The following is a 12604-nucleotide window of genomic DNA, read 5'->3' on the forward strand; positions in this document are numbered from 1 at the left end:
GGACGCCGCATGCTCCAACCCGTCATCCCCTTGATCCTGTTCGCCCTGGTGGCGACCAGCACGCCCGGCATCGCCACCACCTTGTCGACGGCGTCGGGCGCGCAGTTCGGCTTTCGCCGCTCGATCCCGCTGGTGGTCGGCAGCGCGGCCGGCTTGGCCACCGTCACCGGGGCGGCGGCCGCCGGGCTGGCCGGCCTGCTTCTCGCCATGCCGTCCTTGCAACTTGCCATGAAGATCGCCGGCTCACTCTACCTTGTCTGGCTGGCGCTCAAGATCGGCCGTGCGGGAGCACCCAAGCTCGACGTGACGATGGTCAAACCGAACAGTTTTCTTGGCGGCGCCGGCATTCAGTGGATGAACCCCAAGGGCTGGGCGATGGGGCTTGGGGCCGCGGCATCCTTCGCCGCACTCGCCGACGGACCGGCGCGTCTGGCGCTGCTGCTCGGCTCCGCCTTCGGCCTCACCGCCGCCTTCTCGCTGTCGCTATGGTGTGTGGCCGGCATGCTGCTTGCCCGGCTGCTGAAGACCGAGCGGCAATGGCGCGCGCTCAATATCCTGCTCGGCCTGGTGCTGGCGGCATCCATCATTCCGATGTGGCGGCAGGCGTAGAGCGCAGCCTTGCAAGATTTGGGTTCCTCGCCCCCGCCAGAGCGGGGGCGAGGAACTCCCAGTCCTGCTAGCTCAAGCCGCGTAGCGTGCCGCCGGCTTGTCGGCGTGCAAGCTGCCAAAAAAGGCTTGCCGCGCGCCGAGGAAAGTGTCCAGCTTGGCGGGGTCGGCAAGTCCCGGCACGGTGACCGCCTCGCCCCTCGCCAGCCCGACAAGCGCGGCATCGACCAGATCGTCGGCCGCCATGACGATCTCCTGCGGAACGGCGTTGATATCGCTTCCGGCACTTTCCCAGAAATCGGTCCGGGTCGCCCCCGGCAGCACCACCTGCACCTGGACATGGGTGCCGGCGACCTCGCGCTGCAGGGCTTCGGTGAAGTTGACGACATAGGCCTTGGTGCCGCTGTAGATGCCGCCGAACGAGGTGTCGAAGGCCAGCACCGAGGCGATGTTGACGATGGCGCCCCGGTTGCGCGCCAGAAGTCCCGGCAGCACCGCGCGGGTCAGGCGCGTCAAAGCGACGACATTGACCTTGATCATGCGTTCAGCCGCATCGGCGTCCGCCGTCGCAACCACCTGCGCACCACCAAGCCCGGCATTATTGACCAACAGAGTGACGCTGTCATCCGTCGATACCGCCCGCTCCACCCGCCGCACATCCTCGTCGTCGGCCAGATCGGCACTGATCACGCTGACCTTGCTTCTATAGGCATAGCGCAGCTTTTCAGCCAGTTCCTCGAGCCGGTCGGCGCGGCGCGCCACCAGCACCAGGTCATAGCCCTGCCCCGCCAGCCGGTCGGCATAGACAGCACCGATGCCGGAGGAGGCGCCGGTAATGACGGCCGTGCCCTTGTTCTCATTCTTGCTCATTGTCTCCTGTTCCTTTTTCGCGCTCTTCGCTCTGGTTCGGCTTCGGCGGACGCGCCGGCTGCCGGGTTTCTGGATCAATTGGTGGCATATGCCACTTTTGGCGAAATAGGTATATGCCACTATCTTGTCAACCGCGGCCGCGAAAACTATTTCTGCGGCAGGCTGGTACAGTCTTTGCCGGCGAGGAGTTGACATGACCGACCTTCAGCAGCTGGGATTCAGCCGGTGCAACAATGCCACCTTGCGACGCACCGCGCGCAGGCTCGGCCGCTTCTACGACGACGCACTTGCGCCTTCCGGGTTGAAAGGCACGCAATTTGGCCTGCTCTTTCAAATCAGCACCAGCAGCGAACCGGCGATGGGCACCGTTGCCGAATCGCTGATCATGGATCTCTCCGCGCTCGGCCACACGCTGAAGCCGCTGGTCCGCGACGGCTATGTCGAAACCTTTCCCGACAAGGACGACCGCCGCGTCAAGCGCGTCCGGCTGACGCCGCACGGCCGGGCCAAGCTCGAAGAGGCGATCAAGCTGTGGAGTGTCGCCCAGCAGCGCTTCGAGGAGATGATCGGCGCGGAGCAAGCCGCGAAGCTGCGTGCGACGCTGGATGATGTGGCCTCTCTGGCCCTCGAAATGCCGGCGGCCGCTCCCTCCAGTTGAAGCGGCCGCGAAAGAACCAGTGCCGAAAAGCTCGGCGCCCTCTACTCCGCCGGCATGGCGACCGGCCGCGCCAGCATCCGGCCGGCCAGCACGATGCCGAGCCCGACGATCGGGAAGACGGCCGCGATGAGGCCGAGATCGGCCGGCCCGCCATAGCGCAGCACGGCGCCGCCAACCACCGCGCCGAGCGCCACGCCGAGATAGAGCGCCGAGGCGTTGAGCGACAGCACGATCGGGGCAGCGTCGGGGGCGAGCTTGATGATGCGGCTCGCCTGCGCCGGCGGGAAAGCCCAGCCGACAATGCCCCATGGCACCATCATGCCCATCAGCGCCGGCCCGGCGAGATGATGCGGCAGAAAGGCCGGGATCAGCGAGAAGGTGACGAGCGTGGCAGCGCTCAGCGCCAGCGACCAGCCGACGGTACGCGTGGCGCCGAACCGATCCGCAGCCTGGCCGCCGGCGATATTGCCGATGACGGCGCCGACGCCGAAGGCGAGCAGCATGCCGGGCAGCGCTATCGGGGAGAGCCCGCTGGCTTCGATGGCCAGCGGCGCGATGAAGCTGAAGACGGTGAAGGCGCCGATGAGAGCAAGCGTGGTCGTGACCAGGATCGGCATCACGCCGGGACGCATTGCCGCCGCCAGCCGGCGCTTCAGCGGCAGCTTGGTGCCGATGATGTCGCGCGGTAGCCTATACCAGAGGATGGCGCCGGCGAGCGCGCCGAGGCCTGCGATGGCATAGAACGTGCCGCGCCAGCCGGCGATCGCCGCGACCAGCGCGCCGAGCGGGGCGCCCACCGCCACCGCCACCGTGGTGCCGCCGACGACGACGGCAATGGCGCGGGCCCGGTGATGGTCATCGACCAGCGCCACCGCCGTGCCTTGCGCGGTCGCCGCGAACAGGCCCGACGACAGCGCCATGATGATGCGCGCGGCGAGCAGCACTTCGAAGGAGGAGCTCATCGCCGCGACAACGTTGCCGATGACGAAGAACACCAGCGTCCACAGGATGACGCGGCGCCGGTCCCATTCGCCGGTCAGCGTCGCCAGGATGGGCGCGCCGACCGCATAGGCGAGCGCGAAGGCGGTGATCAGCGTGCCCGCGAGCGGAACGGAGATGCCGGCATCCCTGGCGATGTCGGGCAGAAGGCTGGAGATGACGAAGCCTTCGGTCGAGATCGCAAACGATCCGAGCGCAAGCCAGAAGATCCGCTTGTCCATGGCGATGTGTCCTTAGTTCAAAAGTTATTGAACAATTGGACATAACCCGGCAGGATGTCAATGAAGCCAGGGAAAAATAGCACGACCATCCTGACAGCCCTGTGTCAGCACGGTCGTGAAAAGGAGAGCGGTGTGCACGGCAGACGCGGAGCGGATGCGTTGAAATCGGCCGAAACTGTGCTTAGGTTGCAGCCATGAGCCTCCCACATCCCAATACGGACCAGATCAGCCTGCCGATCGTGCTCGCCGTGCTCGGCGACCCGACTCGGCTGGCGATCGTGCGCTACCTCGCCAGCAAGGAAGGCGTGCCGCTGAACTGCAGCAAGTTCCTCGATCTCGCCTCGAAGACCAATCTTAGCTACCATCTGGCCAAGCTGCGCGAGGCCGGCGTCACCCGCGCCGAAGCGGCCGGCACCAACCGCCTGATCACGCTGCGCCGCGCCGATCTCGACGCCCGCTTCCCCGGCCTGCTCGACAGCATCATTGCCGCCGCCGCGGACGATGCCGCGCTGCCGGCGGTCGGCGGCCACGATATGGAAGTGCCGGCCTAGTAGATTTCGGCCACCGCGAACGTTGGAGATTGGCGAAGGCCGCGGTGACGGCGATCTCCCCCCTTGTGGGGGAGATTGGCAGCCTTGTCGCCGCGCCCTTCCTTCGCAAGCGCGAAAACCGGTTCGTTTCTGGTTGACCCCGTAGAACGTCAACCGTGGCGCTTCGCGCGCCGCTGGCGGCGATCCGGCGGGGGTTGAAGGCGCTCGATCCGGCCTGCCGTCTGGCCCTGTGCGGCCACAGCCACCGCGCCGAGCTGATCCGCATGCCCGGCGGTCCGGTGATCTTCAACCCGGGCAGCGTCGGCTGTCCCGCCTATGAAGACTCGACGCCGCCGGCGCATGTTTCCGAGCAGGGTGGGCCGCATGCGCGCTACGGCATCGTCACTTCAGGCGAGCCCGGCCGGCCCGACCGCTTCGAGGCCATCGCCGTCGACTACGATCACGAGGCCGCGGCGCGCCAGGCCGAGCAGGCGGGACGGCCCGAATGGGCCCATGCGCTGCGAACCGGCTTCATGCCGGGCTGAGCGAGCTCATGCCGGGCTGAGCGAGCTCATGCCCGGCTGAATGCCCTTGCATTCATGCCGCCAGGCTGAATGCTTTTTGCATTCATGCCGCGAGCAAGCGCATGCCAGGCTGAGCTCGCTCCTCCGATGACCGCCTTCACAGGTCGGTCCATGACGGACGAAATCTCGCTTCTGGACATGGCGCGGCGTAGTCGCCTATAAAATCGGCTTCGCGTGTGGCGGCGTTTTTGTATCTGGCGGTGCCTTTGGTAATGCAATCTATCGGCCACGGCGAAGCGATGAAGCGCCGGTCTACGCTCCGAACGACACTCTTCGCGCTGATCGCCGCTCCTTTGCTTCTGACGGTGGCCCATGCCGAAGATGGGCCGTTCATCTCCATCGTAACCGGCCTCGCCCCCGACGATCTCCTCAACGTCCGCGCCCAGCCATCGCCGATCGGCAAGACCGAGGCGCGCCTGGCCAATGGCGCCAGCGTGAACAATCTCGGCTGCACCGATGTCGACGGCCGTCAATGGTGCAAGGTCGAGGCCGAGAACCCGAAAATCAGCGGCTGGACCCCCGCCCGTTACCTCAACCCCGTCAATCCGGCATCCCCACCCAATCCGGATCAGGCGGATGCAGGCCAGGCGCTCGACGCAACGGCCGGCCCCGCGGCCGCTCCGCCGTCCGCATTGCCGCCCGACCTGACGGCGCGGCTGGGCGGAGCCGACAATGCGGCTGCCCCCGCAACCACGCCGAAATCCGCCGCAGTAATCGCCATGCAGGACGCCTACGGCCTGGCGCTGGTGGCGAATGAACCGCCGCCCAGTGGGGAGACTCCGGCACAGGCGGAGGCCACCGGCGGAGGCGCCGCCATTGAAATTCCCTGCGCGCGCAATGTTGGCCAGCCGATGACCCTTTGCACGGCAAGCGTCGAGCGCAAGGGCAGCGACAAGGCCGACGTCACCGTGACCTGGCCCGACGGCGGCAGCCGCGTCATCTCCTTCTACGGCGGACTGCCCGCAGGGTCCGACGGCGACAGCGATTTCCGCTTCACCCGCGAAGGCAGCCTGAGCATGATCCGCGTCGGCGTCTCGGAACGATTCGAGATCACGGACGCGGTGGCGTTTGGGAATTAGTTTTGGAAGGGGCAGTAGGGCAGCAAGGCAATATGTGAAGTGCCTGGAAGGCCTTGCCCTACTGCCCTACTGCCCTACTGCCATACTGCCATACTGCCCTACTGCCCTCATTTTCGGGGTTACATCAGGCAAAACTCTTCCCTATAAGGCCCTCCTAGCCTGATACCAGAATCGCAAGCACAACCGGCCGGGTCTCCCGTCCCGGTTTTTCGTGCAAGCCGCTCGCCGAACGGAATTCATAAAGATGCCAAGACGCACCGACATTAAGTCGATCCTGATCATCGGGGCCGGCCCCATCGTCATCGGCCAGGCCTGCGAGTTCGACTATTCCGGCACCCAGGCCTGCAAGGCGCTGAAGGAGGAGGGTTTCCGCGTCATCCTGGTCAATTCCAATCCGGCCACCATCATGACCGACCCGGAACTGGCCGACGCCACCTACATCGAGCCAATCACCCCCGAAGTCGTGGCCAAGATCATCGCCAAGGAGCGCCCGGATGCGCTGCTGCCGACCATGGGCGGCCAGACCGCGCTCAACACCGCGCTGTCGCTGCGCCGCATGGGCGTGCTGGAGCGCTACAATGTCGAGATGATCGGCGCCGACGCCACGGCCATCGACAAGGCCGAGGACCGGGCGCTGTTCCGCGAGGCGATGAAGAAGATCGGCCTGGAAACGCCGAAGTCGATGCTGGCCAACGCCACCGACGTCAAGAACGCCGACCGCAAGACGCATGAGGCCGAACGCGCGGCACTGAAGGCCGAAAAGCCCGACAATCTCGACGCCGCGCTCGATGCGCTGGAGACAAGCTGGAACCTCGGCGAAGGCGACCGCAAGCAGCGCTACATCAGCCACGCCATGGCGATCGCCGCCCAGGCGCTCGACCATGTCGGCCTGCCGGCAATCATCCGCCCCTCCTTCACCATGGGCGGCACCGGCGGCGGCATCGCCTACAACAGGGCCGAATTCTTCGACATCGTCCAGTCCGGCCTCGACGCCTCGCCGACCACCGAAGTGCTGATCGAGGAAAGCGTGCTCGGCTGGAAGGAATATGAGATGGAGGTCGTCCGCGACAGAGCGGACAATTGCATCATCGTCTGCTCGATCGAGAACATCGACCCGATGGGCGTGCACACGGGCGATTCGATCACCGTCGCCCCGGCGCTGACCTTGACCGACAAGGAATACCAGATGATGCGCAACGCCTCGATCGCGGTGCTGCGCGAGATCGGCGTCGAGACCGGCGGCTCCAACGTGCAGTTCGCCGTCAACCCGGCCGATGGCCGGTTGGTGGTGATCGAGATGAATCCGCGCGTCTCGCGCTCCTCAGCGCTGGCCTCGAAGGCGACCGGCTTCCCGATCGCCAAGATCGCCGCAAAGCTCGCCGTCGGCTACACGCTGGACGAGTTGGAGAACGACATCACCGGCGGCGCCACGCCCGCCTCGTTCGAGCCGTCGATCGATTACGTCGTCACGAAAATCCCGCGCTTTGCCTTCGAAAAATTCCCCGGCGCCGAGCCTGTGCTGACCACCGCCATGAAGTCGGTCGGCGAAGTCATGGCCATCGGCCGCACCTTCCAGGAATCCTTGCAGAAGGCGCTGCGCGGGCTGGAGACCGGCCTCACCGGTCTCGACGAGATCGAGATCCCCGGCCTCGGCTCGGCCAACAGCACTGACGACCGCAACGCCATCCGTGCAGCACTCGGCACGCCGACGCCCGACCGGCTGCGCATGGTGGCGCAGGCGATCCGCATGGGCACCTCGCTCGAAGACGTGCACGCAATGTGCAAGATCGACCCGTGGTTCCTCGAGCAGATCGCGGGCATCCTCGCCATGGAAGCCCGTATCCGCGAACACGGCCTGCCTGAGGATGCCGCCAATCTGCGCATGCTGAAGGCCATGGGTTTTTCGGATGCCCGCCTCGCGTCGCTGACGAAGAGCGACGTGGAAGTCGTTCAGAAGATTCGCGAAAAGCTCGACGTTCATCCGGTTTATAAACGCATCGACACCTGCGCGGCCGAGTTCGCCTCGCCGACCGCCTACATGTACTCCACTTATGAAGTGCCCTTCGCCGGCGCGCTCGCCAGCGAGGCGCAGGTTTCGTCGCGCAAGAAGGTCGTCATCCTCGGCGGCGGGCCGAACCGCATCGGCCAGGGCATCGAGTTCGACTATTGCTGCTGCCACGCCGCCTTTGCCCTGCGCGACGCCGGCTATGAAGCGATCATGATCAACTGCAACCCCGAGACGGTGTCGACCGACTATGACACGTCGGACCGGCTCTATTTCGATCCGCTGACGGCGGAGGACGTGCTGGAGATCCTGCGCGCCGAACAGGCCTCGGGCGAGCTGGTCGGCGTCATCGTCCAGTTCGGCGGCCAGACGCCGCTGAAGCTGGCCGACGCGCTGGAGAAGGCCGGCATCCCGATCCTCGGCACCTCGCCCGACATGATCGACCTGGCCGAGGACCGCGATCGCTTCCAGAAGCTGCTGCACAAGCTCAACCTCAGCCAGCCCAAGAACGGCATCGCCTATTCGGTCGAGCAGGCCCGCCTCGTCGCCGGCGAGCTCGGTTTCCCCCTGGTGGTGCGCCCCTCCTATGTGCTGGGCGGCCGCGCCATGCAGATCATCCATGACGAGGGCATGCTGCAATCCTACCTGCTCGATACCGTGCCCGGCCTGGTGCCGGAAGACATCAAGCAGAAATACCCCAACGACAAGACCGGCCAGATCAACACGCTTCTCGGCAAGAACCCGCTGCTGTTCGACACCTATCTCTCCGGCGCCATCGAGGTCGATGTCGACTGCCTCTGCGACGGCAAGGCGACCTTCGTGTCGGGGATATTGGAACACATCGAGGAGGCCGGCATCCATTCGGGCGACTCGGCCTGCTCGCTCCCCGTTCACTCGCTGCCTTCCGAGCTGGTAGACGAACTGGAGCGCCAGACGGCGGCACTTGCCCGGGCGCTCAATGTCGGCGGCCTGATGAACGTGCAATACGCGATCAAGGACGGCACGGTCTATGTGCTGGAGGTCAATCCGCGCGCCTCGCGCACCGTGCCCTTCGTCGCCAAGACCATCGGCCGTCCCATCGCCAAGATCGCCGCCCGCATCATGGCCGGCGAAACGCTGGAAGACGCCTTCGCCCATTACGGCGCCATGCCCGACCCCAGAAATCCAGGCCACATCGCGGTCAAGGAAGCCGTCTTCCCCTTCGCCCGCTTCCCCGGCGTCGATATATTGCTCGGCCCGGAAATGCGCTCGACCGGCGAGGTCATGGGCCTCGACCGCGATTTTGCGCTGGCCTTCGCCAAGAGCCAACTCGGCGCCGGCGTCGACCTGCCCCGCTCCGGCACTTTGTTCGTTTCGGTGCGCGACGAGGACAAGAAAGGCATATTGCCCGCGGTCAAGCGCCTCGCCGGCCTCGGCTTCAAGGTGCTGGCCACCTCAGGCACCGCCCGCTTCCTCGCCGAAAACGGCGTCGTCGCCGAAAAAATCAACAAGGTGCTCGAAGGCCGCCCCCACATCGAAGACGCCATCCGCAACCGTCAGGTCCAGATCGTCTTCAACACGACGGACGGCCAGAAAGCCGTGTCGGACTCGAAGTCGCTGCGCAGGGCTACGCTGATGCAGAAGGTGCCGTATTACACGACGCTGTCGGGTGCGGCGGCAGTGGCCGAGGCGATCGCGGCGTTGAAGGCGGGGAGTTTGGAGGTTAGGCCGCTGCAGGAGTATTTTGCTTAGCGTTTAGCTCCCCTGTCTTATGATATTTTTCGGACCGTCGAGGACGGAAGTCAGGATCGTCAACGACGAAAAAACAAACTGTTGGATGCGTCATATTGGATGCATCATAATTGACAATATTCTTTATGTTGTGATGGCTGTTTCATTGTCAGGGAGGGGACGAACATGATTTCGCTGCTGGTCGAGGAGGTATTCGTTACCGAGGGCGTGCCAGCGTTCACCTTCGTTCGACCCCCAAACTACAACCGAATTTTTGTCGACGTACGGAGCGCCGGCAAGCCTGTGATCCTCGAAGGTCAGTCCGGGACGGGCAAGACAACTTGCATTAGACAAATTCTGGTTGATCTGGGGGACAGAGCTGCGACGGAATATCTTACCGCTCGTGAAGCCGTCGACGTATCGCGGATAGAAGCTATTGCTCGAGAACGGCCGGCCGGCCGCTTTGTCATTGATGACTTTCATCGGCTCTCGGCCGGCCTGCAAACGTCGTTGGCAGATCTTGCAAAGCTCTCGGCCGAAAGCTCTGATCCGTTCAAGGCAACGAAACTCATCATAGTCGGCATCAATCAAATCGGCTCAGCCTTGATACAATTGGTGCCTGACATTGCGAAGCGCATGGGCATCCACCGGATCCAGCCGGGCGGAGAACCAGAAATTACGCAGCTTATTAGAACAGGGGCTTCTAAACTAAACGTCGAGATACCCCAGCTTGATGTGATTTTTAGAGAGACACGCGGTGACTATTGGCTAACACAACAACTTTGCCAGTCCATCTGCCTCTCTGCGGGCGTTCTGGAGACAATAAAAGAAAAGAAATCAATAGAATTTGAGATAGATAAGGTTCGCAAGGAGGTTGTAGAGCAGCTACAGTCGGCACACTATCCTGCCGTAAAAGAGTTCTGCAGAGGACGCCGCTTCAGACCAAGCAATCAGCCATACTACAAACTCTTACGCGCCATAGGCCAGAATGGAAGCTCTAACGTCGATCTAAACGAACTAGCAAACTCGGAGCCAGAGGTAAGAGGGAGTATTAACAATATTAAGGAGCACAGGCTCCCAACCTTAATTGAAAGCAAACCTCTCGTTGCACGCAGTTTTTATTACAACAAAGAGACGAAAAGCTTCTCTATCGATGACCCCGCTCTCTTCTATTTTATCCAGCATCTGGATTGGGATCAACTTCGTAAAGACTGCGGATTTCGGATCGTAGCTGAGAATTTCGACTACGAGATCGCCCTCTCCTTCGCAGGTGAAAATCGAGAGTTGGCAAATCACATCGCCACTCAATTGGAGGACCTCGACGTTCCTGTCTTTTATGACGAGATGTTTGAAGCAAATTTTCTGGGAAAGGCTTGGACTAAGGTTTTTCGAGATATTTTCGCAGAAAAAAGCCGTTTTGTTGTATGTCTTTTGGATGTGCACCACTTAGAAAAAATTTGGCCAACATTCGAACGGGAGCATTTTGCGCCCCGCGTTGCCGATGGTAGCATTATTCCGATCTATTTGGACGACACCAAATTTGTGGGCATTCCCTCCGATATCATCGGCTTCAAATTTAAATTCGATCCGACAGATGAAAATTGGCGGTCAGTTGCTGATGAGCAGATTACAATGAAACTGGTCGACAAATTGACGGAATAGTTTTTAGAAAAAACACGACCGACAAAGCACGCATACAGCGCTCTTGTGCAAACTGCAAAGCGCGCTTACGGGCCAACATTCAACCTATCGCAACCTGAATGATCCTTTCTCCTGCAATTTCCGACACTTAGCCTTGGCAAACGGCTTTCGATAACGCGCGGGGAAGAGGTAGTCGCCGCACCGGTGCGCGCCAATTGCCAATTGGCCAGGATTTTGCGCCAGCGAAGGCCCTCACCCCACCGCCACGCACTCAATCTCAATATCGAATTCCATCGGCCACGACGCCACCGGCACAAAGCTCCGCGCCGGCGGGTTCACGCTGAAGTACCTCGCATAAACCCTATTGATTGCGCTGTAGAATCCCGAATTGACGGCGTAGATGCGCACCATCACCACGTTGTCCAGCGAGCTGCCGGCCGCTTCCAGGCAATGTTTCAGCGCCTTCAGCGACGCTTCCGTCTGCGTTTCGATGTCGCCGCGCACCATCTCGCCGGTCACCATGTCCACCGGCGGCGTCGCCGAGATGAACACGAAGCCGTTGGCCTTCACCGCTGTCGAGCAAGGCAGGCCGAGCGCCCGCACCTTGTCCGACATGACCGGCACTTCGATGACTTCCTTTTTCATGGTGGTGCTCCCTTTGGTTGCAGGGAGCTTAACCGCCTGGTCTGGGAAGGCTAGCGCTGGTTTGGTCAGAGAAAGCCGATGAACCGTCCGGCGAAAAGCACGGAAATCCACAGGAGCATCGAGAGCACGGCCAGGATGGTGGCGATCCCGCCGGCCGGCTCATCGCCGCCTGTTGCACGGCGAAAGCGCATGAAGGCGATGAAGTTGATGCCGGCGAGAAGGATGAGGGCCATCTTGGCGAGGAAAATCGGCATCGCCGCATAGGTGCTGGCCCTGACCGAAAAGAGCAGCGAGCCGGTGACCAAGGCGCCGGCGAACCCGCCCAACGCGGTGCGGCGCAGCAGGGCGACGAATGCGGCGTAAGGCAGCGTGCGGAAGGCGCCGATGATCCTGAGGTCCATGAGCATGAGGCTGGTCAGCAGCACACCGATCGACATGATGTGCAGCGCATTGACGATGGGGTAAGCGACGAAGGAGGCCTTCAGCCCCCGCACCAGGGCGAGCTGCTCGATGCCGGCGAGGAACTCGGCCATCTATGCCGGCGGCACGCGGTCGGGATAGACATCATACGTCTTGCCGCCGACGATGATACGGACCGCCTTCATGCGCCGTTCGGTCTCGTCGCGCGAGCGGTTGCCGATCGCGGTCACCTCGTCGCCGACCTTGGCGACCTCCTCGGTGAAGCCGGCGGCGATCGTGCGTGACGGCGGCGCCATCTCGACCCGCCACGCCTCGCCCTGCGCGTCGACATCGAGCGTGGCGTGCGGATTGCCGATGTAGATGGCCGTGATCTTGCCCTTGAGTTCGAAGAACCCGTCCTGCGTCCACGACCAGCCGTGATGGGCATAGGCCGCGGTGCCGGCGGCAAGGATTACCGCCGCTGTCAGCGGTACACGCCAGGTCTGGTTGAAAGGTGACCGCATCGCTCGTCTCCTCGGTTCATCCAGCAGGCATCGAGAGTAGGACACGGCGCGGCAACGTCAAATCACATCGGGCCTCGATAGGGCGTTCCGTCGACATCGGTAGCGCCGTAGAGCGCGATGTTAAGCCGTTCGC

Annotated in this window: 11 protein-coding genes and 1 pseudogene; 7 read left to right on the forward strand and 5 right to left on the reverse strand. The window is 62.9% G+C overall.

The annotated features are described in order from the left end of the window. Positions 1 to 9: 9 nt before the first annotated feature. A complete protein-coding gene (locus LB566_RS05760) occupies positions 10 to 609 on the forward strand; it encodes a LysE family translocator (protein ID WP_224623688.1) in 600 nt (199 codons plus the stop codon). A 72-nt stretch (positions 610 to 681) separates the two neighbouring features. On the opposite strand, the gene LB566_RS05765 is transcribed toward LB566_RS05760, so the two are convergent. Beyond that, the gene (locus tag LB566_RS05765; protein WP_224623689.1) at positions 682 to 1476 is read right to left on the reverse strand and encodes an SDR family NAD(P)-dependent oxidoreductase; all 795 of its coding nucleotides are present in this window, start codon (positions 1474 to 1476) and stop codon (positions 682 to 684) included. Positions 1477 to 1669: 193 nt separating this feature from the next. Here LB566_RS05765 and LB566_RS05770 point away from each other — a divergent pair, with 193 nt between their 5' ends. Continuing rightward, the gene (locus LB566_RS05770) at positions 1670 to 2134 is read left to right on the forward strand and encodes a MarR family winged helix-turn-helix transcriptional regulator (RefSeq protein WP_224623690.1); all 465 of its coding nucleotides are present in this window, start codon (positions 1670 to 1672) and stop codon (positions 2132 to 2134) included. Positions 2135 to 2175: 41 nt separating this feature from the next. On the opposite strand, the gene LB566_RS05775 is transcribed toward LB566_RS05770, so the two are convergent. Beyond that, positions 2176 to 3354, reverse strand: a complete 1179-nt coding sequence (locus tag LB566_RS05775) for an MFS transporter (protein ID WP_224623691.1) — start codon at positions 3352 to 3354, stop codon at positions 2176 to 2178. A 194-nt stretch (positions 3355 to 3548) separates the two neighbouring features. Between LB566_RS05775 and LB566_RS05780 the strand changes: the two genes are divergently transcribed. From LB566_RS05780 to LB566_RS05800, 5 genes and pseudogenes are all read left to right on the forward strand, one after another. Beyond that, positions 3549 to 3905: an ArsR/SmtB family transcription factor gene (locus LB566_RS05780; RefSeq protein WP_140549950.1), complete on the forward strand. Its 357-nt coding sequence runs from the start codon at positions 3549 to 3551 to the stop codon at positions 3903 to 3905. Positions 3906 to 4066: 161 nt separating this feature from the next. Then, positions 4067 to 4429 (forward strand): annotated as a pseudogene (locus LB566_RS05785) (metallophosphoesterase); the annotation flags it as partial. A 278-nt stretch (positions 4430 to 4707) separates the two neighbouring features. After that, positions 4708 to 5547, forward strand: coding sequence for an SH3 domain-containing protein (locus LB566_RS05790; RefSeq protein WP_224623693.1), 840 nt, complete (start codon positions 4708 to 4710; stop codon positions 5545 to 5547). Positions 5548 to 5791: 244 nt separating this feature from the next. Next, a complete protein-coding gene (gene carB / locus LB566_RS05795; protein ID WP_224623694.1) occupies positions 5792 to 9283 on the forward strand; it encodes a carbamoyl-phosphate synthase large subunit in 3492 nt (1163 codons plus the stop codon). 165 nt (positions 9284 to 9448) lie between these two features. Beyond that, complete coding sequence (locus LB566_RS05800) at positions 9449 to 10924, forward strand: TIR domain-containing protein (protein WP_224623695.1); 1476 nt, start codon at positions 9449 to 9451, stop codon at positions 10922 to 10924. A gap of 231 nt (positions 10925 to 11155) precedes the next feature. On the opposite strand, the gene LB566_RS05805 is transcribed toward LB566_RS05800, so the two are convergent. The 3 genes from LB566_RS05805 to LB566_RS05815 form a co-directional block, all read right to left on the reverse strand. Further along, positions 11156 to 11548 (reverse strand): Rid family hydrolase, encoded by a 393-nt coding sequence (locus LB566_RS05805; protein ID WP_224623696.1) that lies wholly within the window; start codon positions 11546 to 11548, stop codon positions 11156 to 11158. Between the two features lie 65 nt (positions 11549 to 11613). Beyond that, complete coding sequence (locus LB566_RS05810) at positions 11614 to 12081, reverse strand: DUF6644 family protein (protein WP_224623697.1); 468 nt, start codon at positions 12079 to 12081, stop codon at positions 11614 to 11616. After that, positions 12082 to 12471, reverse strand: a complete 390-nt coding sequence (locus LB566_RS05815) for a DUF6152 family protein (protein ID WP_224623698.1) — start codon at positions 12469 to 12471, stop codon at positions 12082 to 12084. Positions 12472 to 12604 lie beyond the last annotated feature (133 nt).

The sequence above is a fragment of the Mesorhizobium sp. CA13 genome (assembly GCF_020165235.1).
GTDB lineage: Bacteria > Pseudomonadota > Alphaproteobacteria > Rhizobiales > Rhizobiaceae > Mesorhizobium.

Coding starts and splice junctions, on each gene's coding strand:
- LB566_RS05760 (WP_224623688.1), top strand. CDS start 10: ATGCTCCAACCCGTCATCCCCTTGATCCTGTTCGCCCTGGTGGCGACC.
- LB566_RS05765 (WP_224623689.1), bottom strand. CDS start 1,476: ATGAGCAAGAATGAGAACAAGGGCACGGCCGTCATTACCGGCGCCTCC.
- LB566_RS05770 (WP_224623690.1), top strand. CDS start 1,670: ATGACCGACCTTCAGCAGCTGGGATTCAGCCGGTGCAACAATGCCACC.
- LB566_RS05775 (WP_224623691.1), bottom strand. CDS start 3,354: ATGGACAAGCGGATCTTCTGGCTTGCGCTCGGATCGTTTGCGATCTCG.
- LB566_RS05780 (WP_140549950.1), top strand. CDS start 3,549: ATGAGCCTCCCACATCCCAATACGGACCAGATCAGCCTGCCGATCGTG.
- LB566_RS05790 (WP_224623693.1), top strand. CDS start 4,708: ATGAAGCGCCGGTCTACGCTCCGAACGACACTCTTCGCGCTGATCGCC.
- carB (WP_224623694.1), top strand. CDS start 5,792: ATGCCAAGACGCACCGACATTAAGTCGATCCTGATCATCGGGGCCGGC.
- LB566_RS05800 (WP_224623695.1), top strand. CDS start 9,449: ATGATTTCGCTGCTGGTCGAGGAGGTATTCGTTACCGAGGGCGTGCCA.
- LB566_RS05805 (WP_224623696.1), bottom strand. CDS start 11,548: ATGAAAAAGGAAGTCATCGAAGTGCCGGTCATGTCGGACAAGGTGCGG.
- LB566_RS05810 (WP_224623697.1), bottom strand. CDS start 12,081: ATGGCCGAGTTCCTCGCCGGCATCGAGCAGCTCGCCCTGGTGCGGGGG.
- LB566_RS05815 (WP_224623698.1), bottom strand. CDS start 12,471: ATGCGGTCACCTTTCAACCAGACCTGGCGTGTACCGCTGACAGCGGCG.